Here is a 25,449-nt window from a genome sequence, read left to right on the forward strand (position 1 = left end):
TGCGGGGGCGACCCCGCAGGCTTGGCGGGCTGCGCGGCCGGGGCGGCCAGCTGGCCGGGGGGGCTCTGGGCGGGGCTCACGGGGCGCGGGGACGGGCGGGTGGCCTTTGCGCTTAGCCTGTTGCTCGCCAGGCGCCACCCGCGGGTGTTCTGGGCGCTCGTTGTTGCGGCGGTGGTGGGGGCGCTCTACTCCCGGGGGCTCAAGCCTTTGTTCGATGCCGCGCGCCCGCCGGCGGTGCTGGCGCCCGACAGCTTCAACCTCATCGGCCCCGGCCACCGCGGCGGGAGCTTCCCATCCGGGCACAGCGTGACCGCGGCCGTATTCTTCGGCGTGCTGGCGCTGTTCGCGCGGCGGCGGACGTGGCGGGTGGTGTTCCTGTTGGCGGCGGTTGCGGTCGGGGTCAGCCGCACGGCGGTGGGTGTGCACTGGCCGGTGGATGTGGCCTTCGGCCTCGGCGGCGGCTGGCTCGCGGTCGTCATCGGCGCGCGGCTCGCACGGCGAAGCCCCTGGGGCATCCGGGATGGCTCGGTGCATCTGGCCTTCGTCAGCGTAGCGGCCATTGTCAGCATCGGTCTTTGGCTCGACGATGGCGGATACCCGGCGGTAGGGCCGGCGCTCCAAGCGCTCAGTGCCGCTGCGCTTGGTGCGACCCTCCTCGGCTATGCGGTGATCCCCCTGGCGCGGTGTGTGCGACGGCTCACCCGCGAGTGACGGGCATACCGACATCGGCCTGCTGCAAGCGACGCAGGCTCCTGTTTCACGCTACCATCGATGCCCGATGTACCAAGCCCCGCCGCGAGCCAAAGCCGCCACCGCCAGGCGTCCGATGGCCCGCCTGTTGCCCGTCCTTCTGGTGATCTGGCTGCTGCCGGCATCCGCCGACGCGGCGGATGCCGGCCTGCCGCGGGTCATGAGCACGAACCTGTGCGCGGACCTGCTGTTGGTCGCCCTGGCGGCACCGGAGCAGATCGTCTCCTTATCGCGTCAGAGCCAAGACCCGACACTGTCGGCGATCGCCGAGCGGGCGGCAGCCTATCCCGGCAACGCCGGCGGCGTCGAGGACCTGCTCTATCACCGGCCCGACAAGGCGCTGGTGTATCGCGGCTGGACCGGCGGGCGCTTCGCTGCGCTGCTTGCGGGGCGGGGCATCGAGCTCATCGAGGTGCCCTATCCCAGCGACTGGGACGATGCGCTGGCCACGGCCCGCAGCGTCGGCAAACAGATTGGCCGCGCCGAGGCCGGCGCCGCGCTCGCAGCCGGTGCTGAGCAGCGCATGCGGGAGCTGGCCGACGGGCTGCCGGGGCTGCGCGCACTGTATCTGCGGCCCGGCGGCGGCAGCGCGGGCGGGGACACCTACGTGGATGATGCCATCACGCGCCTCGGGCTCGAGAACCTCGCCGCCGCGCAAGGCCATGTCGGCTGGGGAGCCTACCCGCTGGAACTGATCGTCACGCACCCGCCGGATGTCTTCCTGCTCGGCTACTTCGAGCAGCGCCAGGCGCTCACCGCATCGGCCTATGCCCGCCATCCGCTGTTGCGGCGCCTGCTCGCACGCATCCCGACGGTGCAGGTGCCGAGCCGACTGTTCGGCTGCGGCGGGCTGGAGCTCGTGGGCGCGGCCGAGGCCATTGCCGAGCAGGTGCGGTCCCTCGACACCGGTGACGAGCCATGAGCGCGGGCTGGTCTGCCGCCAAGCGGCCCGCCTGGTCCGACCCCGGCAGCGGGGCGGCCGCTGATGTTGACAAGGCGTCGGCATGGGTGCAGCAGCTCGGTATCGCCGGCGTGCTCACGTCGGCCCTGCTGGTGCTGAGCCTGGTATCGCTGGGCTTCGGCGCGGCACCGCTCGGCTGGAGCGAGGTGCTCGCAGGCCTCATCGGCACTGGTCCCGAGGAGCACCGCCTCATCGTGCAGCAGATTCGCCTGCCGCGAGTGCTGCTGGCCTGGCTGGTTGGGGGGTCGCTTGGCATGTCCGGTGCGGCCCTGCAGGGGCTGCTGCGCAATCCGCTGGCGGAGCCGGGGTTGCTCGGCATCTCCGCCAGCGCCGGGCTGGGCGCGGTGCTGGCGCTCTACTTCGGGCTCACGACGCTGAGTATCTGGTCCCTGCCCGCTTCGGCGATGGCGGGTGCGCTGCTGGCAACGCTGCTGCTCTATGTGCTCACCCGCGGCGGCGCCTCAAACCTGACGCTCATCCTCGCCGGGGTCGCGCTGTCCTCCCTGGCGGGCGCGCTGACATCGCTGGCGCTGAACCTAGCGCCGAGCCCGGCGAGCGTGCAGGACATCGTGCTCTGGCTGCTCGGCTCCATCGCGGACCGCAGCCTTGCCGACGTACGCCTGGTGCTGCCCTTCGTCGCGGCGGGCTTGCTGCTGTTGCTGGCGGCGGCACCGTCGCTGACCCTGCTGACCCTGGGCGAGGCGGAGGCCACCAGCCTCGGCGTGCACCTGCCGCGGCTGCGCGGGCTGGTAATCACCGGGTCCGCGTTGTCGGTGGGTGCCTGCGTGTCAGTGACGGGCACCATCGGCTTCGTCGGCCTGGTGGTGCCGCACCTGCTGCGCGGGCTGGTGGGACATCGTCCAGGCCGATTGCTGCTGCCCAGCGCCCTGGGCGGCGCGCTGCTGGTGCTGGCGGCGGAGCTGGCCATCCGGCTGCTGGACACGCCGCAGCAACTGATGCTCGGGGTCGTGACCGCACTGGTGGGGGCGCCCTTCTTCCTCGCACTGGTGCTGAAGAGCCGGCGTACCCTAGCCTGAGCCCCCAGCCGTGAACTCGAATCCAAACATCACCTCGGTCGAAAGCCTGTTGTCGGTCACCGGACTGTCGGTGCACTTGGGCAGCCGGACACTGGTGACAGGCGTCGACCTCGCCGTCCGGCGCGGCGAGATCCTGGGGCTCATCGGCCCCAACGGTGCCGGCAAGTCGACGGTGTTGAAGGCCGTCGCCCAACTGCTGCCATATCGAGGCGCGATGCAGCTGGCGGGGCATCAGCTCAGCCGGCTCTCCGCCCGGGAGCGGGCGCGGCGGGTCGCCTATCTCAACCAGGACGACCAAGTCCAATGGCCCATCACGGTGGCGGAGCTGGTGGCGCTGGGCCGCTACCCGCACCGCTCCGCGTGGGGCGGTGTGCCGGACGCCGAGGACCGGGCCGCCGTGGAGGCCGCCATGCACTCGGCGGATGTCTGGAGCCTGCGGGCGCGGCGTGCGGATCAACTCTCCGGCGGCGAGCGCGCCCGCGCCCGGCTCGCCCGGGTGCTGGCGGTGCAGGCCCCGCTGGTGCTGGCGGATGAGCCGGTGGCGGCGCTCGACCCGCGCCACCAGCTGGAGGTCATGGCGCTGCTGCGCGGCCATTGCGCCGACGGCGGCGCCGCCATCGTCGTGCTGCATGATCTGACCCTGGCGAGCCGCTTTTGCGACCGGCTGCTGCTGTTGGACCGTGGCGAGCCCGCAGCGACCGGTCCGGTGGATGCGGTGCTTGTGCCCGCGAACCTGCGCGCGGTCTATGGCATCGATGCGGTTACCGGCCTGCACGCGGGCCAGCGCTATATTGTCCCCTGGTCGCTGGAGCCAGACGCCATTCACCCGCCCGATCGCAAAACGGGTCATGGCGCGAATGTGAAGCCACCCTATTGAGGTCAGCGCGGCGGGCGGCGCGGACCGGCCTCCGGTCCGACATTGCCCGGCGCTGCTGCTCGGGGCCACTGCATCCGGTCAGGGCAAGACGACGCTGACGGCAGCGCTGGCCCGCTATCATGCGCGCCAGGGCCGGCGGGTGCGGGTGTTCAAGGTCGGACCGGATTTCCTCGACCCGATGATCCTCGAGCAGGCGAGCGGCGCCGAGGTTCTGTCGCTTGATCTCTGGATGGTGGGCGCTACGGAATGCCAACGGCTACTGTTCGAGGCCGCAGCGGAGGCAGACCTGATCCTGGTGGAGGGAGCCATGGGGCTGTTCGACGGCGAGCCGAGCGCCGCGGACCTCGCCCTGCGCTTCGACCTCCCGTCGGTGGCGCTGATGGACGCTCGCGGCATGGGTCAGACCTTCGGTGCGCTGGCCCTGGGGCTCGCGACTCGGCGGCCTGGCTTGCAGCTCGCCGGCGTGGTCGCCAACCGCGTCGGCAGCGATCGCCACCGCGAGATGCTCAGCGCCGGACTGCCGGAGGGGCTGGCGCTGTTGGCTGGGCTGCCGCGTCTGGACGACGCCGCGCTGCCGAGCCGTCATCTCGGGCTGGTGCAGGCGGCGGAGATCGCCGATCTGGAACGACGACTGGATGCGGCGGCGGATGCACTGGCCGGCACTGCGCTCGCCTCGCTGCTACTGGAGGTCGCCTTCCAGGGGCCGAGAACACAACCAGAAGCACCCGCCCTGCTCGGGGGACACCGGATCGCCATTGCCCAGGACGCCGCCTTTTCCTTTCTGTACCCGGAGAACCTGCGACTCCTCGAGGCGCTCGGTGCGGAGCTGGCGTTCTTCTCGCCATTGGCCGATAGCGGTGTGCAGGCGGATGCTGTCTACCTGCCGGGCGGCTATCCGGAGCTCCACCTCGCAGCCCTTGCGGCCAATCGTGCCATGCATGCGGCCCTGCGCTCGCACCTGGCGGCGGGCCGGCCCGTGTACGCCGAGTGCGGCGGCATGCTCTACCTGCTGGAGCGCCTCACGGACCAGTCTGGCCATAGTGCCGACCTGCTGGGGCTGCTGCCGGGGCAGGCGCAGATGCAGCCGCGCGTCGCCGGCCTAGGTATGCAGGCGTTGTGGCTTGAGGACGGCGAGATCCGCGGGCACAGCTTCCACCACTCCCGCATGATCACGACCGTAAAGCCGACAGCTCACGGCGTGCGCCAGCACGGCGCGCGGCCCGGCGAGCCCTTCTACGCACTGGGCCCCCTGCGCGCGAGCTATCTGCATCTGTATTTCCCGTCCAACCCGGCGGCGGCGGCGCGGCTTTTCCTGCCGTAAGCGGGATTACTTGCCGATACAGAATTCGGAGAATATCCGGCCGAGCAGATCGTCGGAGGACACGGCGCCGGTGATCTCGCCGAGGCTGTTCTGGGCGAGGCGCAGTTCCTCGGCCAGGAGCTCGGGCGGCGCCGCGTTGGCCTGGGCCTGCGCCGCGGCCGCCAGGTGCTCCCGCGTGCGGCGCAGGGCGTCGAGGTGTCGGCGCCGGGCGCTGAACTCGCCGTCGGCATCGCCGCCGAGACCGGCGTGGCGGGTCAGGGCGCGCCGCAGGTCATCGAGGCCGGCGCCGGTGGTGGCGGAGCAGGCGAGCGCCGTCGAGCCGTCCGCGCCGGGATGCTCACCCGGCGCGCGGCCGGTGAGGTCGATCTTGTTGCGGACGCTAAGGCGCGGCACCTGTTCGGGCAGGTCCGCCGGAGCCGCGACCTCGCCCAGCGGGTCGGCGTCGTCGATGATCCAGAGCACCAGGTCGGCTTGGTCGATCTGCTCACGCGCGCGGCGCACGCCTTCCTGCTCGATGGGGTCGGGCGACAAACGCAATCCCGCCGTGTCCACCACTCGCAGCGGCAGACCGTCGATCTGAACGTCGGCATGTAACAGGTCGCGGGTGGTGCCGGGCACGGGCGTGACGATGGCGCGGTCGGTTTCCGACAAAGCATTGAGCAAACTCGATTTGCCTGCGTTGGGCGCCCCTGCCAGCACCACCATGAGCCCGTCGCGCAGACGCTCGCCGCGCTGGGCTGTGCTGAGCAAGGTGTCCAGATCGGCCAGCAGTCGCTCCAGGTCCTTGGCGATGCCCGCCGCCAGCTCCGGGCCGAGGTCTTCGTCCGGGAAATCCAGGGTCGCCTCCACCAGCACGCGCACGGCGGTCAGCGCCTCCAGCAGCTCATCCACCCGCTGCGCGAAGGCACCCCGCAAGGAGCGGGCCGCAAGCCTGGCCTGCTGCTCGGTGCCGCTGGCGATGAGGTCGGCGATGGCCTCAGCGCGGGTGAGGTCGAGCTTGCCTTCGAGGAAGGCGCGCTCGCTGAACTCGCCGGGGCGGGCGGCGCGCGCGCCGAGCTCGAGCACCCGCGCCAACAAGCGGTCCAGTACTACTGGACCGCCGTGCCCTTGCAGCTCCAAGACATGCTCGCCGGTGAAGGAGTGGGGCGCCGGAAAGTAGAGAGCGAGGCCCTGGTCGATGGGCTCGCCGTCTCCGGCAAGAAAATCCGCCAGCAGCGCTTGACGGGGCGCCGGCAATCGGCCGAGCAGATCCAAGGCGATGTCCGGGACCGCCGGACCCGACACCCGGACGATACCAACGGCGCCAACGCCCAATGGGGTGGCGACGGCGGCGATGGTCTTGCGCCCGATCAAAGCGGGCCGAAGGCGGCATCGCGCCGCGCAGTGCCAGCCGCGGGCGACAGACTCAAGCCTTGTGCTTGGCCGCTTCCGCCTTCTCGATCTGCCGGGTGATGTACCACTGCTGGGTGATGGAGAGGAGTTGGTTCACGGTCCAGTAGAGGACCAGCCCCGCCGGGAAGAAGGCGAAGAACACCGTGAACACGAAGGGCAAGGCCATGAAGATCTTCTCCTGCATCGGATCCGGCGGCGGCGGGTTCAGCTTCTGCTGGACGAACATGGACACGCCCATGATCACCGGCAGCACGAACCAGGGATCGGGGGCGGTCAGGTTGTCGATCCAGAGGATGAAGGGGGCGTGGCGCAGCTCGACGCTCTCCAGCAGCACCCAGTACAGGGCGATGAACACCGGGATCTGCACCAGGATGGGCAGGCAGCCGCCGAGGGGGTTGATCTTCTCCTTCTTGTACAGCTCCATCATGGCCTGGTTCATGCGCTCCTTGTCGTCGCCGTAGCGATCTTTGAGCGCTTTCAGCCGCGGGGCCAGCTTGCGCATGTTGGCCATGGACTTGTAGCTGGTCTCCGACAGCTTGTAGAAGGCCGCCTTGATGAGGATCGTCAGGATGATGATGGCCCAGCCCCAGTTGCCCACCAGGCTGTGGATCAGTTCCAGCAGCCAGAAGATGGGCTTGGCCAGGATGGTGAGCCAGCCGTAGTCCACGGCGAGCTCCAGGCCCGGCGCGATCTGGTCCAGCTGGTCTTGGAGCTTTGGCCCCACGAACAGGCGGTTCTCGAACGTGTGGCTGCCGCCGGCGGGGATGGTGACCGCCGGCGAGTACTGGCCGATGATGTAGCGGCCGTCGCCAACCACCTTGCTGTAGAAGGTTTGGGGCTCGTCGGGCTGCGGGATCCAGGCTGCCATGAAGTAGTGCTGAATCATGGCGATCCAGCCGCCAGTGATGCTCACGTCCAGCGGCCGCTTGGTCATCTCCTTGAAGGTTTCCTTTTTGTACTTCTCCTCGGGGCCGTAGTAGACCGCACCGGTATAGGTGTGGATGAAGCTGGACTTGTTCGGGTCCACAAGCTCGGTGCGCTGCAGCTGGTCGTAGTTTCGCACCGCGGTAGGCGCCCCGGTGTTGTTGTCAATGTGCTGTTCGGCGTGGACCAGGTAGCTGCCCCGTTCGAAGCGGTAGCGCTTGATGACCTCGAGCCCGCTATCCCCGCGCCAGACCAATTCGACAACAAGCTGATCATCACCGTCGGCGAGCTGGAAGGCGGACTGAGCCGCGGTGAAGTCGGCTTCGTGGGTGGGTACGGTCACATCACCACCGCCCAGCAGCCCCGACTGCACGATGAACATGTTCGGCGCGTCGGGTTTCAGCAGCTGTAAGGGTACTTCTGGACGATCAGCATCCGCCGCATAGTCTTTAAGCCACAAGGACTGGATGGTGCCTCCGCGTGTGGCGATTTCCGCCCGCAGAACATCGGTTTTCACAGTGACCACGCTGGTGGTGGCCGAGCCGGGCTGAACAGAGGCTGCGCCGCCCTCAAGCGGCGACACGCTGCCTGCGGAAGCGGGGTGCGCGGGCGGGGCGTCAGGTGCGTCGGTCGGTCGTGCAGGCTCGTCGCCCGGCGCGAGTGATGTGGCAGCATCAGCGCTCTTGGCCGGCTGCCCTGGGGCGCTTTGCGCTGCGGTCTGCGGGGCGGCTTGTTGGCGGCCGTAATCCTCCATCCAGGCCTGATAGATCAGGAACAGCACGGCGGCCAATGACATCAGGAGGATGAGCCGGAAGTTGTCCATGGGTTGGGCAGCAGAGGGTTCAGCAGCAGCGAATTTGGGCAGGAGGCAGCCAGCAAAGGGGCGTCGAGGTGTGCACGTCGCAGTAGCGCGTCACATCGATGCGGTGGTGGCGGACATCGCGAGCACCGAGCAGCCCGCAGAGCGCGGCAGCTTAATGGACAGCGGACTGGCGGCAGAGCCGGCGACGCAAGGCGGCGAAGTGGTCGCTGATGGACCGTCTTACCGCGGCGTTGTCGGCATCGCGCAAGCCGGCACGCCCGACCACGACGACGTCCAGGCCACCACAGAAGTGCATCTGGCGGAATGTCTCCCGGACAATGCGTTTGACCCGATTGCGATCCACTGCTCGTGGCAGCGCTTTTCGGGAAACCGCAAGGCCGAGCCGCGCAGGGACGTCGTGCGGGTCGCAGCTCTCGCAGCGCCGGCGTGCAGCAACGTTAAAGAAGCCATCCGAGCTGCGCGCCGGCCGCGCGAAGACCTGCCGAAACGCGTCCGCTTGGAGTAGGCGCTTAGCCCGCGGCAGACGCAAGTCGGGGCGATGGTCCGGCACGAAATCTAATGGTCAGCCGACGCTGTGGTAACTCGAACGGGAGACCGTGCTGTCGGGGATCGGCCGGGGGCACTCCTCAGCAGGGCGCCAGGCGTGCGCGGCCTTTAGCCCGACGCGCCCGGAGAATCTCCCGGCCGCTCCGCGTGGCGTTTCGCGCACGGAAACCATGCGTGCGAGCGCGCTTCAGTCGACTTGGCTTGAATGTCTGTTTCACAGTGCGTTACCTAAACCGGACAGGGCATCATCCAGCGCCCGGGTGGGCGTCGCTTTGAGACCCAAAAAAGACCGCCGAGGATACCTGTGCCGCCTAACCATTGCAACGCCGAGTCGTAGGGTTCGCCGGTCGGACGGCTGTGGATAACCTGCGCGCATGTGGATAGACTGCACGGGAAACTGCTCGTCCGCTTTCCTGCGGACCGGCAACGACGAGACTTGGGCGGCGATCCGGCGGAGGTTTTCCGCCAAGACTGCGAGACGGACTCATGGTAAGGGGGACAGGGGCAGCATGAGCGATCTTTGGGATGCCTGCTCGGCCGCATTGAAGCAGGATCTGACCGGTGCCGAGTACAGTACTTGGATCATGCCTTTACAGGCACGGGAACGCGATGGCGCCATGTGTCTGCTGGCGCCGAATCGATTCGTCAAGGACTGGGTCAAGCAGCACTACGAGCAGCGAATCACGCGTCTGTGCACTGAAATCAGCGTCGGTCGCGTTCACCAAGTGCGGTTCGAGATCGGCACCCTCGACGCAAGAGCAGCACAGCCAAGTTCCAACGGCGGTAGCAGTGACCAGAGCGCGGAGGGCGGGCTCGACCGCCGGCGCGCCGAGAGCAACCTGAATAAGGACTTCACGTTCGCAACCTTCGTTGAAGGCAAATCGAACCAGATCGCCCGTGCCGCGTCGATGCAGATCGGCAAGAATCCGGGGACGGCATACAATCCGTTGTTTATCTACGGCGGGGTCGGCCTCGGCAAGACGCATCTGATGCACGCTGTTGGCAACACCATCCTGGACGCCAACCCCGGTGCCAAGGTGATCTACGTACACTCGGAGCGCTTCGTCTCCGATATGATTCGGGCGCTGCAGCACAACAAGATCGACGAGTTCAAGGCGCGTTACCGACGGGTCAATGCACTGCTCATCGACGACGTCCAGTTCTTCGGCAACAAGGATCGATCACAGGAGGAGTTTTTCCACACGTTCAACGCGCTGTTCGAGAGCAAACAGCAGATCGTCCTGTCGAGTGACCGGTATCCGAAGGAGGTTAGTGGACTCGAGGAGCGTTTGAAGTCACGGTTCGGTTGGGGACTGACGGTCGGCATCGAGCCACCGGACTTCGAGACGCGCGTCGCTATCCTGCACAGCAAGGCCGCGCTGCTCAACGTCGAGCTACCGGAGGATGTGGGCTACTTCGTCGCGAAGCGAATGACGTCCAACATCCGTGAGCTGGAGGGGGCTTTGCGTCGGCTGGTGGCCAACTCGCAGTTCATGGGCGCCACCATCGATCTGGATTTCGCCCGCGAAGTCCTGCGGGACATGTTCGTGGCGCAGGATCGGCAAATCACGATCGAGAACATTCAGAAGACCGTCGCCAGCTACTACAAGCTGCGTGTCTCGGACCTAACATCCGCGAAGCGCACACGGAACATTGCGCGACCTCGGCAGGTAGCCATGGCCCTTGCAAAGGAGCTCACCAAGGCGAGCCTGCCAGAGATCGGCGACGCATTCGGTGGCCGCGACCACAGTACGGTGATCCACGCGACGCGGAAAATTGAAGCCCTCCGCGCCAGTGACACCATGATCGAAGAAGACTATCGGATCCTGTTGAGAACTCTGACGAGCTGACCGTGGAAAAGCTGTGGGTAAGTTTACAGCGGCTTGTTGTTGACAGGTTATCCACAGTGAGGGGCCATCCTATCAACAGCGAGTGCCCGTCATAAGCAGATGAAAAATAATTGAAAAGCGGAAATTTGCAGTTATCCGCAGGCCTTACTGTAACGACTCTGAATATTCTTTACCTCCAGTAACAAGAGCGAGGCAGGGGTAGCGTGAAGATCGAAATTCCGCGAGACGACCTCCTAGGGGCCGTGAGCACCGTTGCGGGCGTTGTTGAGCGACGGCAGACGCTGCCGATTTTGGCCAATGTGCTGCTCGAGACCGACGCCGATGGCCTTCGTCTCGCGACGACGGATCTGGAAATCGCGATCGGCACTTGGGTGGGCACAATGGCGGTGGCCGAGCCGGGCGCGGTGACAATACCGACTCGCAAACTGATGGATTTCTGTCGGTCGTTGCGCGAGGGTGCAAAGGTCAGTTTGCGCACGGACAAGGAGCGCTGCATCGTCTCCAGTGGGCGCACGCGCTTCACGCTGTCGACGCTGCCAGCAGCAGACTTTCCCAGCATTGCAGCGGAAGGGGAGATGCGCCACATGCAGCTTGCATCGGTGCAGCTTAAGCGGTTGCTGAATAAGACAGCGTTCGCGATGGCGCAACAGGATGTCCGCTACTATCTCAACGGGGTATTGCTCGAGCTTGGGCAAGATGAGCTGATCGCGGTGGCCACCGACGGCCATCGATTGTCGCGCTTTTCCGTGGACGCGCCTGGTGCGGCTGGCGACGAGACCGAGCAGTTGATCCTCCCGGCGAAAACGGTTGCTGAGCTCCGGCGGCTCCTGGACAACGATGATGCGATGCTGGAGTTCCGGTGGGGTGAGCGTTCCCTTGTCGTGGCGCTCGGCAAGACAGTGCTGAGCTCAAAGTTGGTGGACGGGAAGTATCCCGAGTATCAGCGTGTCATCCCAAAGGGGTTGCCGCGTCGGGCAGTTGTGGATCGCGATCTCATTCGGACGGCGTTGCAGCGGGCAGCCATCCTGTCGAATGAAAAATATAAGGGCGTTCGGATCACCTTTGAGGACGGGATGTTGCGTCTTCAGGCGCAGAATCCGGAGCAGGAGGTGGCCGAGGATGAGGTGGAGGCAGATTACGCCGGCGATGCAGTGACTATCGGCTTCAATGTCGGCTATCTGATCGATGCCTTACAGGCTATTGAAGCAGATCAGGTGGAAGTGGCGTTCCAGGACGCGGATAGCAGTTCTATCTGGCGCGGGTTGAACTGCGAGGACGAGACCTTCGTGGTCATGCCGATGCGGTTGTAGCCGCTGGGAAGCCGGTCCCATTGGCGATTCTAGAATCACTGCGTGTCAGGAATCTCCGCTGCATCCGGTCAGCCGATCTGCGTCTTGCTCCGGGCCTCATTTGGGTGAGTGGCAGTAATGGGGCGGGCAAGACGACGCTGCTGGAAGCCATCTACGTCTTGGACCGGCTACGTACGTTTAGGGGGCGGCGGAGCGGTCCACTGACGACTCGGGGCGAGCAGGCGACGGCGATTGGGGGCAGCTTTTTGATCGGTGGCCGGTGTTTACAGAGGCGCTGGACCAGCAGCGGCAAGGGAGACGCGGCATTGCCTATACCCATGACGCGATTTGTGGGCGCGGCGAGCTTCAACATTGTGGAAGGGGATCCGGCGCTGCGCCGGCGGCTACTGGACTGGTCATTGTTCCACGTGGAACCAGGGGCTCGTGCTTTGTGGGCCAAGCTTCAACGGGTTCACCGGCAGCGTAATGCGTGGCTTAGGGCCGGCGGGGCTGGCAAGCCCATTTGGGACGGACCTTATGCCACTGCGCTCGACGCAGTCTGGCATAAGAGGTCAGCCTTTCTGGCGCGGGTTAATCGGGAGTTTCGAGAGGTCACGGGCGCCCTCTTGCCTCGGGGGGAAGTGTTGCTGTCTTTGCACTGGACCGGACAATCCAAGGATCTCCACAAAACACTGGCGGAACAGCTGCCCGGGGACAAGGAGAGGGGATACACCTTTCTCTCCGCTTCGCGAGGGGATATCTCGTTCTCCACGTCATCTGGACCCTGGACGGGTTCACGTGGTGAGAACAAGCTTGTGGGACTCTTGCTGCAACTCGCCTTCCAGAACGTGATCAGCGCAGAGACTGGTGCCGAGCAGATTGCGCTGCTGGATGATCCCTACGCCGAGGTGAGCAGCGGCCACGTGAATGCCGTTCTGTGGGCCTGGAGTCGCGCTTGTGAGCAACTTGTGGTAACGAGCCTTGAGGAACACAGCCCTCCAACTGCGCTGGCTGAGACCTCGACGTTGTTCCACGTGAAACAAGGCGTGCTATCCACGTCATGATCGGCGCGCGGCCGCTCTGCTCACTCGCCAGCGGTACAAGCGCGATCGCTGCGGCCAAGCGGCGACCGCCCGACTCGCGCCAGACGGATATGATGACCGGCTTCCCTGCAGCGGTCATTCGCTCTGTCCCGACGACCTTGCTCGCTCATGTATGGATCCCAACCGGGTTACAATAACCTGTTAGTCCGGGCGTGCTGACGCGCCTCGTTGCACGCGGCGCCCCAACCCACGACCGCCAACACCACCGACACAAACAAGATGACCTACGACTCCTCCAGCATCAAGGTACTGCGGGGACTTGATGCCGTCCGCAAGCGCCCAGGCATGTATATCGGCGACACCGATGACGGCACTGGCCTGCACCACATGATCTTCGAGGTCGTCGACAACGCGATCGATGAGGCGCTGGCTGGCCATTGTTCGGAGGTGGAGGTAGTGGTCCATGACGACTGCTCCGTCACCGTCTCCGACGACGGGCGCGGCATTCCGGTGGATATCCACCCGGAAGAAAACCGATCCGCCGCTGAAGTCATCATGACCGTGCTGCATGCTGGCGGTAAATTCGATGACAACAGTTACAAGGTCTCCGGAGGCCTGCACGGCGTCGGTGTTTCGGTTGTGAATGCGCTGTCCGAGCGCCTGGAGATGCGCATCGGGCGCGACGGCGGCTTGTACGAACAGCACTTCACGGCCGGCGTGCCCGACGCACCGCTGCGGCGCATCGGGGACTCGCAGCACAGCGGTACCGTTATCCGTTTCTGGCCTGCGGCGACCGTGTTCTCCGACCGGGACTTTCACTACGATATCCTGTCGAAGCGGCTCCGAGAGCTGTCGTTTTTGAACTCCGGCGTCCGCATCCGGCTGCGCGATGAGCGTACGCAGCGCGAAGATACATTCCAGTACGTGGGCGGCATCCAAGCCTTCGTTCGGCATCTGAACGAAAACAAGGCTCCGCTCCACCCCACCGTGTTCTATTGCTTGGCGGAGCGGGACGAGGTCTCCGTCGAGATTGCCCTGCAATGGAATGACTCCTATCAGGAGTCTATCTTCTGCTATACGAACAACATCCCGCAGCGAGACGGTGGTACTCACCTGGCTGGCTTTCGCGCCGGCCTCACTCGGACGCTTAACCAGTACATCGAGCGCGAGGGGCTGGATAAGAGCCAGAAAACCCGGCCGGTGGGCGATGACGCGCGTGAAGGCTTGACGGCGGTGGTGTCGGTCAAGGTCCCAGATCCGAAGTTTTCATCTCAGACCAAGGACAAGCTGGTCTCCTCTGAGGTGAAGGCAATCGTGGAATCGCTCTTCGTCGAGTATCTGGATACCTTCCTAGAAGAGCACCCCACGGAGGCCAAAGTCATCGCCAATAAGATGCTCGAGGCTGCTCGGGCACGTGAGGCAGCTCGTAAAGCACGCGAAATGACTCGCCGTAAAGGTGTCCTCGATGTGGCGGGACTGCCCGGCAAGCTTGCGGACTGCCAAGAAAAGGATCCATCCAAATCCGAGCTCTTCATTGTCGAGGGCGACTCCGCCGGTGGCTCGGCCAAACAAGGACGGGACCGTGCCTTTCAGGCGATCCTGCCCCTCAAGGGCAAGATCCTCAACGTCGAGAAGGCGCGATTCGACAAAATGTTGTCCTCAGCGGAGGTCGGCACCCTGATCACCGCCCTCGGCTGCGGCATCGGTCATGACGAATACGATCCGAATCGACTGCGCTACCACCGCATCATCATCATGACCGACGCCGATGTGGATGGTGCGCATATCCGTACGCTTTTGCTCACATTCTTCTACCGGCAGATGCCTGAGCTGGTGGAACGCGGGCACGTCTACATCGCCCAGCCCCCGCTCTACAAGGTTAAGCGGGGAAAACAGGAGGATTATCTCCTCGACGATGGTGAACTTGGGGCCTCGCTCCTGCGCGCAGCGCTCGACAAAGCGAGCTTGCGGGTTGGAGACGATGCCCCGCCGCTGTCCGCCCACGCCCTCGGCCAGCTGGCGGCAGAGTACCAATCCTTCCGCGCTATGCTCGTGCGCCTACAGCGCCGTTTCGATCCGCTTCTGATGGAAGAGCTGATCAATATGCCGCGTCTGGACGAGCGCATTCGCGGGACGGAATCTGAGCTTGAGCACTGGCTCATGCAGCTCGAAGCTCGAATGAACGCCCGGACCGGCCCTGCCCTCGAGTATCGTTTAACGAGCCACGCGGCCACGGATACATCGGGTAAGCACCAGTTGCAGGTGGTGCGCCTCGTTCACGGCATCCCCGAGACCACCCACATGACTCTGGAGTTCTTCGACGGTCCTGAGTACGAGCGCATTGCCGCGCTCGCTGAGAAGCTCGACGGCTTGGTTCAGTCAGGCGCCACCGTTTCTCGGGGAGAGCGTCAACAGGCGGTGGAGAGCTTTGCTGAAGCCTACGATTGGCTCCTTGGCGAGGCCCGCAAGGGTTATAGCATCCAGCGCTACAAGGGACTCGGGGAGATGAACCCGGCCCAGCTTTGGGATACGACTATGGACCCTGCGACTCGTCGGCTGCTGCGCGTCACCATCGAGGATGCCGTCGCCGCAGACCAGATCTTTACGACCCTGATGGGCGAGTACGTCGAGCCACGCAGGGCATTCATCGAGCGCAATGCGCTGGATGTAGAAAATCTCGACGTCTGACTCACATCCGGCCGGCTGTGCCATCCTCAGGATTGCGCCGCCGAGTGCGCGCGCGGCATCAACGAGAGAGCAACGCGACGGAAGCCGAGAGCAGGTCGTCAAAAACCGAGATGCCAGAGAACGCGGTCGGCAGGGATTTCGCCGTGTGCGCACCATTGCCCGTTCGCACCAGCACCGGCGTGGCGCCGGCTTGGCGAGCCGCCTGCAGGTCACGGAGGGAATCGCCCACGACAGGAGTCGTAGCTAGCGACACGGAAAAGCGCTGGGCGATGCTCTGAAGCAGTCCGGGCTCAGGCTTGCGGCAGCGGCAATGTGCTTCGGGGCCATGCGGGCAGAAGGCGATGAGGTCGATGCGCCCGCCGACGGCCGCGGCGCGGGTGCACAGCAGACTGTGCATCCGGTTGAGGGCGTCGATATCGAACAAACCCCGGGCGAGGCCGGACTGGTTGGTCGCGATCGCCACCTGAACACCCGCCTGAGTGAATCGAGCGATGGCCTCAAGACTGCCAGGGATGGGGCGTATTGCCTCAGGAGAGCGGATGTAGTCCGGTGAATCCTCGTTAACTACGCCATCTCGGTCAAGGATGACGACCTTCATGCGCCCTCGCCCTGAGCTTGGTGCCCGAAGCCGCCCGGAGGTCGGGCGCGATCTTGTCGATTGGCTAGGAGCTCCGTCTTCATGTGGTCACCCTTGCTCCCCGATACGGAGCCTGCCGATGTCCGCAATGCTGGTGAACAGCTTTCGCACGCCCTGAACCAGCGCGATCCGATTCGCCCGCAACCTCGGGTCTTCCGCCATCACCATCACCTCATCGAAAAACCGGTCCACATCGGGCCGCAGCCCCGCAAGCGACTTCAGCGCTTCCCTGTAATCGCCGGCCGCGATCAGGGGGGCAATATCCTCCCGCAGCCTGGCGACATCTGCCGCGAGCCGGCGCTCGGCGTCGGCCTGCAGCAGGGTCTCGCTCAGCTCGGCGCCGTCCACTCTGGTCTCCGACTTCTTCAGGATGTTGGCTATTCGCTTGTTGGCGGCCGCCAGGGCTGCCGCCGCGTCCAGCCCTGAGAATGCAGTGACCGCGCGAACTCGGCGGTCGAAGTCGCTGGGCGCCGAAGCGTCCACAGCCATCACGGCCTCGATGGCATCGGCCTCGATGCCCTGGTCGGCATAGTACCCGGGCAGGCGCTCCATGATATACGCATAAGCCTCTTCCGCTGCCGAAGCAGCAGGAATCGAAGCCGGGAAGGCCGTGGCGGATTCGTCCAAGAGCAGGCGCAGATCCAGTCTCATTGGTGTCTCGATGAGAATCCGCAACACGCCGATAGCTGCGCGCCTCAGGCCGTAGGGATCCTTCACCCCGGTGGGCCGCTCGCCAATGGCAAAGATACCTACAAGCGTGTCCAGCTTGTCCGCCAGCGCCAGCACGCGGCCGCAGTCAGAGGTCGGCAGCCGGTCGCCCGCATGCCGCGGAAGGTATTGTTCTTCGAGGGCGTCGGCAACGCAGGGCGGCTCGCCGCTGCGTGCGGCGTAATAGCGACCCATGACCCCCTGGAGCCCCGCAAACTCGCCAACCATGGCGGTCACCAAATCGCACTTGGCCAGAGACGCCGACCGCTCCGCGAGCGCGGCGTCGTAGCCGAGCAAGCCGGCGATCTGTCGGGATAACGCCGCGACCCGCCGTGATTTGTCGGCGACCGTGCCGAGCTTGTGTTGAAACACGATGCGCTCCAGCGCCGGCCGCCGATCCGCAAGGGCGATGCGTAGATCCTGCTCCCAGAAGAAGCGCGCATCGCTGAAGCGCGGTCGGATGACGCGTTCGTTACCGGCGCGAACCACATCGGGCTCTCGACTCTCGATGTTGCTCACGGCGATGAAGCTCGGCAGCAGGGCGCCGTCGGAACTCCGCACGGCGAAGTATTTCTGGTGCTGCTGCATGGTCTCGATCAAGGCTTCTGCCGGCACCTCGAGGAAGGCTTCATCGAAGTGCCCCAGCAATGCCACGGGCCATTCGCACAATGCGGTGACCTCATCCAGGAGCTCCTGGGGGATGCTTGCAGTGCCGCCCACGGATGCCGCGAGCGCCGTCACCTGGTCGCGGATGGTGCTCCGGCGGACGTCGAAGCTCGGCTCCACATAGGCTGCGCGCAGCGCCGGTGCATAGTCGTCCGGCGAGCCGATCGTCAGGGATTCCGGGTGGTGGAAGCGGTGGCCCCGCGTCTGTGTTCCGATGGGGACCTCAAGCACATGGCCGGCGACGGGCTCGCTGCCGAAGCGCATGCAGATCCAGTGTACCGGGCGCACGAAGGTGACATCGCTGTCTCCCCAGCGCATTCGCTTCTGGATGGGCAGCTGGCTCAGCGCGGCGCCCACCAAGTCCGGCAGGAGCGCGGCGGTGGACTGGCCGGGTTGGATGCTGCGGTGCACGAGCCAGCTGCCTTTGTCGTTATCCTCGCGACCGAGCGCATCGACATCGATACCACAGGACTGAGCGAAGCCCAGCGCCGCCTTGGTGGGTGCGCCGCTCGCATCAAAAGCAGCCTTCACCGCCGGACCGCGGCGGACATGCTCCCGGTCCGGTTGCCTACTGGCCAGTCTCCGAACGATGAGCGCCAGGCGCCGAGGCGTCGCGAAGGGCTCCACGGCGTGATGCGCGAGCGCATGCTCGCCGAACTGCGCCGAAAGCGCGTCTGCAAATGCTGTAGACAGGGGCAGCAGCGCCGTGGGGGGCAGCTCTTCGGTGCCGATCTCGACCAGCAGGTCTCGTGTTTCGTCCATGGTGCTCATGTCAGCGTGTCCCCAGCATCGGAAAGCCAAGGGCCTCGCGGCTCGCGTAATAGGCTTCCGCGACCGACCGGGCCAGCGTTCGCACCCGCAGGATGAAACGCTGCCGCTCGGTCACCGACAGTGCGCCGCGAGCGTCGAGCAGGTTGAACAGGTGCGAGGCCTTGAGCACCTGTTCGTAAGCAGGCAGCGGCAGGGTTTGTTCGATGAGATGCAGGCTCTGGCGCTCGGCGACATCAAAGGCGTTGAACAAGGCCTCCACATCGGCATGCTCGAAGTTGTAAGCGGATTGCTCACGCTCGTTTTGCAGAAACACGTCACCGTAGGAAACGGCACCCTGCGGCGTGTCGGCCCACTTCAGATCGAACACGCTTTCGACGCCCTGTAGATACATGGCGATGCGCTCCAGGCCGTAGGTGATCTCTCCGCTCACCGGACGGCACTCCAGGCCGCCTACCTGTTGGAAATAGGTGAATTGCGTTACCTCCATGCCGTTCAGCCATACCTCCCACCCGAGACCCCAAGCGCCGAGTGTCGGCGACTCCCAGTTGTCTTCGACGAAGCGGATGTCGTGCACTAAAGGGTCGATGCCGAGAAGGCGCAGGGATTCGAGGTACTGATCCTGAATGTCCAGAGGCGATGGCTTCAGGATCACCTGGTACTGGTAATAATGTTGCAAGCGATTCGGATTTTCGCCATAGCGGCCGTCCGTCGGGCGCCGCGATGGTTGTACATAGGCCGAGCGCCAGGGCTCTGGCCCGATCGCGCGAAGGAAGGTGGCGGGATGAAAGGTACCGGCACCCACCTCCATGTCATACGGTTGCAGGACGACGCAGCCGCGCGCGGCCCAGTACGTCTGCAGTCGGAAGATCAGTTCCTGGAAGGACCCAGGTACGGCTGTGTCAGTGGTCAATCGGCTGGCTCGGCGGCGTAATACGGAAGCGCCCATTCTAGCGACAACATCCTGGGCCCGACCACAGCTACCGCTGCTGCGGGGCCCGATCTTCCCTATAATCGCGCCGGAGCATCGGCGATCGCGGCGAGTCTTGGCCGGCGTTGCCAGAGCCGCAGCGGGAGAGCTTTATGGGAGCAGCCATCGCCCCGGGCAGCAGAAATGCCGAGCGCCTGCGCGAGCGGCGCAGTGCTATCGCCCGCACAGCGTTGGTGGGCGCCGTTGCGAATCTGGTCTTGTCCGTTGTGAAGATCCTCGTCGGCATACTGGGCCAGTCCCAATCGCTGGTTGCCGACGGTATCCACTCCCTTTCTGACCTGGCCACCGATGCCCTGGTCTGGGTCGCCGGCCGCCAGGCAAGCCGCGGCCCGGATGATGAGCACCCCTATGGCCACGGTCGCTATGAGACCATGGCGACGTTGGCGTTGTCGTTGGTGCTGCTCGCAGTGGCCATCGGTGTTGGCTGGGATGCTGCGCTGCGGCTGTTCTCACCCGGGGACCTGCTCAAGCCGTCGTGGATCACGCTCTACGCTGCCTGCGCATCGATTGCGGTCAACGAATGGCTGTACTGGTACACCCTGGCCTACGCCCGGCGCGTGCGTTCGGATATGCTGCGGGCGAACGCCTGGCATCACCGCACTGATGCGATTTCGTCCATCGTGGTGCTGATCGGCATTGGGGGCACGTTGGCGGGATTGCCCTATTTGGATGCGGTGGCTGCCTTCGTCGTCGCCGTGATGATCGCCCGCATCGCTTGGGAGCTCGGTTTCGACGCCGCTCGGGAGCTGGTGGACACGGGCCTTGAGCCGGAGCGTCTCGCCGCGGTGCGCGAGACCATCCTCAATGTGGGCGGCGTACGCGACCTGCATATGCTGCGCACACGCTCCATGGGCGGCACCGTCTCGACAGATGTCCACGTTTTGGTGGACCCTTACATCAGCGTCTCGGAAGGCCACCTGATCAGTGTTAAGGTGGAGCAGGAGCTCAAACAGCGAATCGACGAGATAGAAGACGTTACCGTCCATATCGACCCAGAAGACGATAATATCGCCCCACCGACCATGGGGCTGCCGAGTCGACGCGAGACCTTGTCACGCCTCGCCGCGCATTGGGCCAATTTGCCGGCATTGGGCCGGCTGGACCGCGTCCAGCTTCACTACCTGAATGGCCGCATCGAGGTGGAAGTCCTCTTGCCAGAGGACGATGCGCCCCAGGCTGAGGCAGACAATGCGCTCGCTGAGCGTGCCTGGGCTGCCATCGCGGGCGATCCCATCTTCTCCGCGCTTAGTGTCTACCGCCGGTGTGCGCACCGTAACGGTGCATCTTGAGTCCATGCCGCCCTAAGCTCGCACATCTTTCCGGCGTGAGCTGATTCCTCGGCGTTTGCCCTGCCAGACGGGTTGCGGCCGCTTTGCGGCCGCGCGAGCCCGGGGTCCCCTTGCCGCATCATCGGCAGCGCACGATTATGGCTGCACGGCCCTGCGCCGCCGGCCGATTTTTGAGCGCTCGGCGCTTGCTGGTACGAAACCTGCTTAGCGGACTTGCTGAGACCGCGGTGAGACGCGACGCGCCAGCCACTCGAGACACAGCGGGTCCGGACGCACCGGGCGGTTGCCTCGCCCAAAGGGGGCAACCGGCTCATTACTAACCCCCTCACTCGAACCGACGGGAGACCGACAATTATGGCATCGAAGATCTTGGAGACCATCAAGAACGAGGACGTTAAGTTCGTTGATCTGCGTTTCACCGACACGCGCGGCAAGGAGCAGCATGTCTCCCTGCCCGCGAGCATGGTCGATGAGTCCCTGTTCCAGGACGGCAAAATGTTCGATGGCTCCTCCATCGCCGGCTGGAAAGGTATCGAGGCCTCGGACATGGTGCTGATGCCGGAAGCCGACACGGCCGTGATGGACCCCTTTTCCGATGAAAACACCCTAATCGTGCGCTGCGACATCCTGGAGCCCGCCACCATGCAGGGCTACGAGCGTGACCCGCGCTCTGTCGCCAAGCGCGCTGAGGCCTACCTCAAGTCCACAGGGATTGCCGACACCGCCTTCTTCGGCCCGGAGCCCGAGTTCTTCGTGCTGGACGACGTGCGCTGGGGTGCCGACATGAGCGGCGCCTTTTACAAGGTGGATTCCGACGAGGCAGACTGGAACTCCGAGCGCGTCTTTGAAGACGGCAACATGGGTCATCGCCCGAGCGTCAAGGGCGGCTACTTCCCGGTGCCGCCGGTGGATTCGCTCAACGACCTGCGTGCCGCCATGTGCCTTGCCATGGAGGAGATGGGCGTGCCCGTGGAGGTGCATCACCACGAGGTCGCCACCGCCGGCCAGTGCGAGATCGGCACCAAGTTCACCACCCTGGTGCAGCGCGCCGACTGGAACCAGATCCTGAAGTACTGCGTGCACAACGTCGCCCACGCCTACGGCAAGACGGCGACCTTCATGCCCAAGCCGCTGGTCGGCGACAACGGCAACGGCATGCACGTGCACCAGTCCCTGGCGAAGGACGGCACTAACATCTTCGCCGGCGACAAGTACGGCGGCCTGTCCGAGACCGCGCTCTACTACATTGGCGGCATCATCAAGCATGCCCGCGCACTGAACGCCTTCACCAACGCCTCCACCAACTCCTACAAGCGTCTGGTGCCGGGCTTCGAGGCGCCGGTGATGCTGGCCTACTCGGCCAAGAACCGCTCCGCGTCCATCCGCATCCCGCACGACGCCAACCCCAAGGCGACCCGCATCGAGGTGCGCTTCCCAGACAGCATGGGCAATCCGTACCTATCCTTTGCGGCGATGATGATGGCCGGCCTGGACGGCATTCAGAACAAGACACATCCGGGCGATGCCATGGACAAGGACCTCTATGACTTGCCGCCGGAGGAAGAAAAGGCCATCCCGCAGGTCTGCTATTCCTTGGACCAGGCGCTAGATGCACTGGATAAGGATCGAGACTTCCTGACCCAGGGCGGCGTCTTCACGGACGATGTCATCGATGGCTACATCGCCCTCAAGATGGGTGAGGTCACGCAGCTGCGAATGACCACGCATCCGATCGAGTTCGACATGTACTACAGCCTGTAACGGCACGCCGATTCTTGACCGTCCTTGGCCAAAATCCTGGTCACCGGCCATCCCGGCCGGTGTCGGCCTGGCAATGAAGACAAGGCCTTAGCTTCCTGTCACCTCCGACGTCTCGCGTCTTCGACGCGAGGCGTTGCGTCGAGGCCGAGGATACGGCCTGTCTCTTTTAAAGAACAGTAAGTGCAGAGAGCCAAGCCCAGATAGTGCCGGATGGACTTGTGCTCGGTACCCGTGGGTCTTGCTGACCGCTCGACAACAGGCGCGCACTTGCACGTGCGCCTCCCGGTGCCAGGCCGGCTGCCTCCGCTGACTGCGAGCCCCAACGGCAACTAGTGCTGTGTCGGTGCGTCCCATGCACTATAATAGTGCAGTACGATGCGTTGCCAGTCGCCCTGTGCGGGTCGTTTGCCTGTACGCCGCGCACTGACACGCCCCACCCGCCGATTTGGCGGCTGGTTCAGATCTTGCTTCAACTCAATCCGCGCGCCCCCGGCTGTGCCGCAATCGGCGTCGGCGCGAGGGTAAGTGCGGCCGGCGCGCAGCACCCGCCGCCGCCCGTTTGCGGATCGAGTCAGTTCCATGAAGCATAAGATTATTGGAAACAATCAACTGGCCTCTTCGATCCTGGGCAATCTAAACACCGCAGTCCTGCTGTTCGACGCGGAACTGCGTCTCTGTTACATCAATCCGGCGGGCGAGCTCCTGTTGGCCGTGAGCGCAAATGCCGTACTCGGCAAAGGCGCAGGCGAGCTCGTGACCTGCCCCGCGGAGCCGGTGGAAGCACGCTTGCGCGATTCCCTAGACACCCGTCAGCCGTTCACCGAGCGTGAGGTGGAGCTGTGTCGACCGGACGGAGACCTGATCCGGGTGAACTGTACGGTGCTGCCACTGCACCAATTCGAGTCGGACGCACAATTGCTGATGGAGCTGCATCAGGTGGATCGGCAGATCCGCATCACCCGCGAAGAGCACCTGATCTCCCAACACCAGGCGACACAAGCCTTGCTCAAGGGCCTTGCGCACGAGATCAAGAATCCCCTTGGCGGATTGCGCGGCGCGGCGCAGCTCCTGGAGCGCGAGCTGCCCAGCCAGGAGCTGCGCGAGTACACACGCATCATCATCGATGAGGCTGACCGCCTGCAAGGCCTCCTCAATCGCATGCTCGGGCCGAACCAGCTTCCGCAGCTGCGCGACGTCAACATTCACCATGTCCTGGAGCATGTCCGCGGACTGCTGACCGCGGAGTATCCAACCGGCCCGGCGATCAACCGCGATTATGACCCGAGCATTCCCGACTTTAGCGCTGACTCCGACCGCTTGATCCAGGCCCTGCTCAACATCGCCCGCAATGGTGCAGAGGCGGCCGGCGACGCCGGTGAGCTCAGCTTCCGAACCCGCGTGCTGCGGCAGTTCACCCTCGGCAACGAGCTGCACCGGCTGGTGCTGCGGGTGGAGATCGCTGACACCGGTCCGGGTATTCCTGAGAAGCTGCTCGACCGCATCTTCTTTCCAATGGTGTCCGGGCGCTCCGGTGGCACTGGGTTGGGCCTGCCCATCGCGCAGGAGCTCATCAACCAACACGGAGGTCTCATCGAGTGCGAGAGCCGGCCGGGCAGCACTCGATTCTTTGTGTATCTGCCCCTGGAGGCGAACGAGGAGGGAGGCCAGCGATGACAAAGGTTCCGAGCGTTTGGGTCATCGATGACGATCGCTCCATCCGCTGGGTCCTTGAGCGCGCCCTGCGGCAGGCGGACATGGACGTGACCTCGTTCTCGAATGGCGTCGGCATCATGGACGCCCTGCACCGCGATCGACCCGATGTCATCCTTTCGGATATCCGTATGCCCGGCGTCGATGGCCTGGAGCTGCTGCAGCAGGTTCACGCCCGCTACCCCCATCTACCGGTCATTATCATGACCGCCCACTCCGACCTAGACAGTGCGGTCTCGGCCTTCCATGAAGGGGCCTTCGAGTACTTGCCGAAGCCATTCGATCTCGACGAGGCTGTGGACCAGGTGCGCCGCGCCTGTCGCGCCCAAGAGCAGGCGGGCGCCGACGCGGTGTCGCTGGAGAACAGTCCGGACATCATCGGCGAAGCGCCGTCCATGCAGGAGGTGTTCCGCGCCATCGGGCGGCTGGCGCGTTCGAACATCACTGTGCTCATCAATGGCGAATCAGGCACCGGCAAGGAGCTGGTGGCGCGGGCACTGCATCGACACAGTCCTCGCGCCAGTGCCCCCTTCATCGCGCTCAACATGGCGGCGATTCCGCGCGATCTCATGGAGTCAGAGCTCTTCGGCCACGAGCGCGGCGCGTTCACGGGTGCCCAAACCCGACGCGAAGGTCGCTTCGAGCAAGCCGATGGTGGCACCCTCTTCCTGGACGAGATCGGTGATATGCCGGCGGAGCTGCAGACGCGTCTGCTGCGGGTGCTCGCCGACGGCGAGTTCTACCGGGTCGGCGGGCTCTCGCCCATCAAGGTGGATGTCCGCATCATCGCCGCCACGCATCAGCACCTCCAAGAGCACGTCCGACAGGGCCGTTTCCGCGAGGACCTCTTCCACCGGCTCAACGTCATCCGGATCCATTTGCCGCCGTTGCGTGAGCGGCGCGAGGACATCGGGCTGTTGATGCGCCATTTCCTGACCCAGGCCGGGCAAGAACTGGGCTGTGAGCCCAAAACCATCGCCTCCGACGCCCTCGCGCACCTGGAGCGGCTTGACTGGCCGGGTAATGTCCGCCAGCTGGAAAACACCGCGCGTTGGCTGACCGTCATGGCCTCCACCAAGGAGATTCGAGTCAATGATTTGCCGCCCGATCTGAGCGAGACCGACGGTGACGGCGGCGATGACGAGCAATGGGAAACAGCCTTGCGGGCCTGGACCCGCCGGCGACTGCGGCAGGGAGACGGCGCGATCCTCGAGTGCGCGTTGCCTGCCTTCGAGCGCATCCTCATTCAGGTGGCGCTGGAGCATACCGGCGGCCGGCGGCAGGAAGCGGCAAAGCTGCTCGGTTGGGGGCGCAACACCCTGACGCGCAAAATCAAGGACCTGAATATGGACTTCGGCGCCACAACCGCCGGCGAAGACGATGAGGATGCCGCCTGACGCATCTGGACGCGACGTATG

At 64.9% G+C, this 25,449-nt stretch carries 20 protein-coding genes and 1 pseudogene; 14 read left to right on the forward strand and 7 right to left on the reverse strand.

Annotated elements, in window-relative coordinates:
- The 5 genes from I6U14_RS10220 to I6U14_RS10240 all read left to right on the forward strand — a co-directional run.
- A partial coding sequence (locus tag I6U14_RS10220) for a phosphatase PAP2 family protein (protein WP_296899022.1) occupies nt 1-711 on the forward strand: 711 nt, incomplete at its 5' end.
- 115 nt (nt 712-826) lie between these two features.
- Nucleotides 827-1,672, forward strand: a complete 846-nt coding sequence (locus I6U14_RS10225; RefSeq protein WP_296899024.1) for an ABC transporter substrate-binding protein — start codon at nt 827-829, stop codon at nt 1,670-1,672.
- Nucleotides 1,669-2,748 (forward strand): iron ABC transporter permease, encoded by a 1,080-nt coding sequence (locus I6U14_RS10230; protein WP_296899026.1) that lies wholly within the window; start codon nt 1,669-1,671, stop codon nt 2,746-2,748. The genes I6U14_RS10225 and I6U14_RS10230 overlap by 4 nt, the downstream gene beginning before the upstream one ends.
- Nucleotides 2,749-2,758: 10 nt before the next feature.
- Entirely contained in the window at nt 2,759-3,625 is an 867-nt protein-coding gene (locus I6U14_RS10235; RefSeq protein ID WP_296899028.1) for an ABC transporter ATP-binding protein, read from the forward strand.
- The gene (locus I6U14_RS10240) at nt 3,621-4,946 is read left to right on the forward strand and encodes a cobyrinate a,c-diamide synthase (RefSeq protein ID WP_296899071.1); all 1,326 of its coding nucleotides are present in this window, start codon (nt 3,621-3,623) and stop codon (nt 4,944-4,946) included. Before I6U14_RS10235 ends, I6U14_RS10240 begins: the two co-directional genes overlap by 5 nt.
- A gap of 6 nt (nt 4,947-4,952) precedes the next feature.
- Here I6U14_RS10240 and mnmE read toward each other — a convergent pair whose 3' ends face one another.
- From mnmE to rpmH, 4 genes are all read right to left on the reverse strand, one after another.
- Entirely contained in the window at nt 4,953-6,296 is a 1,344-nt protein-coding gene (mnmE, locus tag I6U14_RS10245) for a tRNA uridine-5-carboxymethylaminomethyl(34) synthesis GTPase MnmE (protein ID WP_296899073.1), read from the reverse strand.
- A gap of 55 nt (nt 6,297-6,351) precedes the next feature.
- Nucleotides 6,352-8,085: a membrane protein insertase YidC gene (gene yidC / locus I6U14_RS10250; protein ID WP_296899030.1), complete on the reverse strand. Its 1,734-nt coding sequence runs from the start codon at nt 8,083-8,085 to the stop codon at nt 6,352-6,354.
- Between the two features lie 151 nt (nt 8,086-8,236).
- On the reverse strand, nt 8,237-8,635 hold the full coding sequence (gene rnpA, locus I6U14_RS18285; RefSeq protein ID WP_367115654.1) for a ribonuclease P protein component: 399 nt from the start codon (nt 8,633-8,635) through the stop codon (nt 8,237-8,239).
- Nucleotides 8,636-8,711: 76 nt separating this feature from the next.
- Entirely contained in the window at nt 8,712-8,849 is a 138-nt protein-coding gene (gene rpmH, locus I6U14_RS10260) for a 50S ribosomal protein L34 (RefSeq protein ID WP_296899034.1), read from the reverse strand.
- 291 nt (nt 8,850-9,140) lie between these two features.
- On the opposite strand from rpmH, the gene dnaA reads away from it, so the two are divergent.
- From dnaA to gyrB, 5 genes and pseudogenes are all read left to right on the forward strand, one after another.
- Entirely contained in the window at nt 9,141-10,481 is a 1,341-nt protein-coding gene (gene dnaA, locus I6U14_RS10265; protein ID WP_296899075.1) for a chromosomal replication initiator protein DnaA, read from the forward strand.
- Nucleotides 10,482-10,684: 203 nt separating this feature from the next.
- The gene (gene dnaN, locus I6U14_RS10270; protein WP_296899036.1) at nt 10,685-11,791 is read left to right on the forward strand and encodes a DNA polymerase III subunit beta; all 1,107 of its coding nucleotides are present in this window, start codon (nt 10,685-10,687) and stop codon (nt 11,789-11,791) included.
- Nucleotides 11,792-11,811: 20 nt separating this feature from the next.
- Nucleotides 11,812-11,931, forward strand: a pseudogene (locus I6U14_RS18290) (AAA family ATPase); the annotation flags it as partial.
- Between the two features lie 177 nt (nt 11,932-12,108).
- The gene (locus I6U14_RS10275; protein WP_296899038.1) at nt 12,109-12,834 is read left to right on the forward strand and encodes a hypothetical protein; all 726 of its coding nucleotides are present in this window, start codon (nt 12,109-12,111) and stop codon (nt 12,832-12,834) included.
- A gap of 207 nt (nt 12,835-13,041) precedes the next feature.
- Nucleotides 13,042-15,501 (forward strand): DNA topoisomerase (ATP-hydrolyzing) subunit B, encoded by a 2,460-nt coding sequence (gyrB, locus tag I6U14_RS10280; RefSeq protein ID WP_296899040.1) that lies wholly within the window; start codon nt 13,042-13,044, stop codon nt 15,499-15,501.
- A gap of 58 nt (nt 15,502-15,559) precedes the next feature.
- On the opposite strand, the gene gmhB is transcribed toward gyrB, so the two are convergent.
- The 3 genes from gmhB to glyQ form a co-directional block, all read right to left on the reverse strand.
- Nucleotides 15,560-16,099, reverse strand: coding sequence for a D-glycero-beta-D-manno-heptose 1,7-bisphosphate 7-phosphatase (gene gmhB, locus I6U14_RS10285; RefSeq protein ID WP_296899041.1), 540 nt, complete (start codon nt 16,097-16,099; stop codon nt 15,560-15,562).
- 87 nt (nt 16,100-16,186) lie between these two features.
- Nucleotides 16,187-18,274, reverse strand: coding sequence for a glycine--tRNA ligase subunit beta (glyS, locus tag I6U14_RS10290; protein ID WP_296899043.1), 2,088 nt, complete (start codon nt 18,272-18,274; stop codon nt 16,187-16,189).
- A gap of 10 nt (nt 18,275-18,284) precedes the next feature.
- A complete protein-coding gene (glyQ, locus tag I6U14_RS10295; RefSeq protein ID WP_296899044.1) occupies nt 18,285-19,229 on the reverse strand; it encodes a glycine--tRNA ligase subunit alpha in 945 nt (314 codons plus the stop codon).
- Between the two features lie 134 nt (nt 19,230-19,363).
- Between glyQ and I6U14_RS10300 the strand changes: the two genes are divergently transcribed.
- The 4 genes from I6U14_RS10300 to ntrC all read left to right on the forward strand — a co-directional run bounded on the left by I6U14_RS10300 (nt 19,364) and on the right by ntrC (nt 25,428).
- Nucleotides 19,364-20,560 (forward strand): cation diffusion facilitator family transporter, encoded by a 1,197-nt coding sequence (locus I6U14_RS10300; RefSeq protein WP_296899046.1) that lies wholly within the window; start codon nt 19,364-19,366, stop codon nt 20,558-20,560.
- A 354-nt stretch (nt 20,561-20,914) separates the two neighbouring features.
- On the forward strand, nt 20,915-22,321 hold the full coding sequence (gene glnA / locus I6U14_RS10305) for a glutamate--ammonia ligase (protein ID WP_296899048.1): 1,407 nt from the start codon (nt 20,915-20,917) through the stop codon (nt 22,319-22,321).
- Between the two features lie 579 nt (nt 22,322-22,900).
- Nucleotides 22,901-23,995: a nitrogen regulation protein NR(II) gene (gene glnL / locus I6U14_RS10310; RefSeq protein WP_296899050.1), complete on the forward strand. Its 1,095-nt coding sequence runs from the start codon at nt 22,901-22,903 to the stop codon at nt 23,993-23,995.
- Nucleotides 23,992-25,428, forward strand: a complete 1,437-nt coding sequence (gene ntrC / locus I6U14_RS10315) for a nitrogen regulation protein NR(I) (RefSeq protein WP_296899052.1) — start codon at nt 23,992-23,994, stop codon at nt 25,426-25,428. The genes glnL and ntrC overlap by 4 nt, the downstream gene beginning before the upstream one ends.
- Nucleotides 25,429-25,449: the final 21 nt, after the last annotated feature.

The sequence above is a fragment of the Thiohalocapsa sp. genome, from assembly GCF_019695415.1.
GTDB lineage: Bacteria > Pseudomonadota > Gammaproteobacteria > Chromatiales > Chromatiaceae > Thiohalocapsa.

What these genes read in the sequence shown, in the direction of transcription:
- I6U14_RS10225 (WP_296899024.1), top strand. Translation starts at nt 827, where the DNA reads ATGGCCCGCCTGTTGCCCGTCCTTCTGGTGATCTGGCTGCTGCCGGCA.
- I6U14_RS10230 (WP_296899026.1), top strand. Translation starts at nt 1,669, where the DNA reads ATGAGCGCGGGCTGGTCTGCCGCCAAGCGGCCCGCCTGGTCCGACCCC.
- yidC (WP_296899030.1), bottom strand. Translation starts at nt 8,085, where the DNA reads ATGGACAACTTCCGGCTCATCCTCCTGATGTCATTGGCCGCCGTGCTG.
- dnaA (WP_296899075.1), top strand. Translation starts at nt 9,141, where the DNA reads ATGAGCGATCTTTGGGATGCCTGCTCGGCCGCATTGAAGCAGGATCTG.
- I6U14_RS10275 (WP_296899038.1), top strand. Translation starts at nt 12,109, where the DNA reads ATGACGCGATTTGTGGGCGCGGCGAGCTTCAACATTGTGGAAGGGGAT.
- gmhB (WP_296899041.1), bottom strand. Translation starts at nt 16,099, where the DNA reads ATGAAGGTCGTCATCCTTGACCGAGATGGCGTAGTTAACGAGGATTCA.
- glyS (WP_296899043.1), bottom strand. Translation starts at nt 18,274, where the DNA reads ATGGACGAAACACGAGACCTGCTGGTCGAGATCGGCACCGAAGAGCTG.
- glyQ (WP_296899044.1), bottom strand. Translation starts at nt 19,229, where the DNA reads ATGGGCGCTTCCGTATTACGCCGCCGAGCCAGCCGATTGACCACTGAC.
- I6U14_RS10300 (WP_296899046.1), top strand. Translation starts at nt 19,364, where the DNA reads ATGGGAGCAGCCATCGCCCCGGGCAGCAGAAATGCCGAGCGCCTGCGC.
- glnA (WP_296899048.1), top strand. Translation starts at nt 20,915, where the DNA reads ATGGCATCGAAGATCTTGGAGACCATCAAGAACGAGGACGTTAAGTTC.
- glnL (WP_296899050.1), top strand. Translation starts at nt 22,901, where the DNA reads ATGAAGCATAAGATTATTGGAAACAATCAACTGGCCTCTTCGATCCTG.
- ntrC (WP_296899052.1), top strand. Translation starts at nt 23,992, where the DNA reads ATGACAAAGGTTCCGAGCGTTTGGGTCATCGATGACGATCGCTCCATC.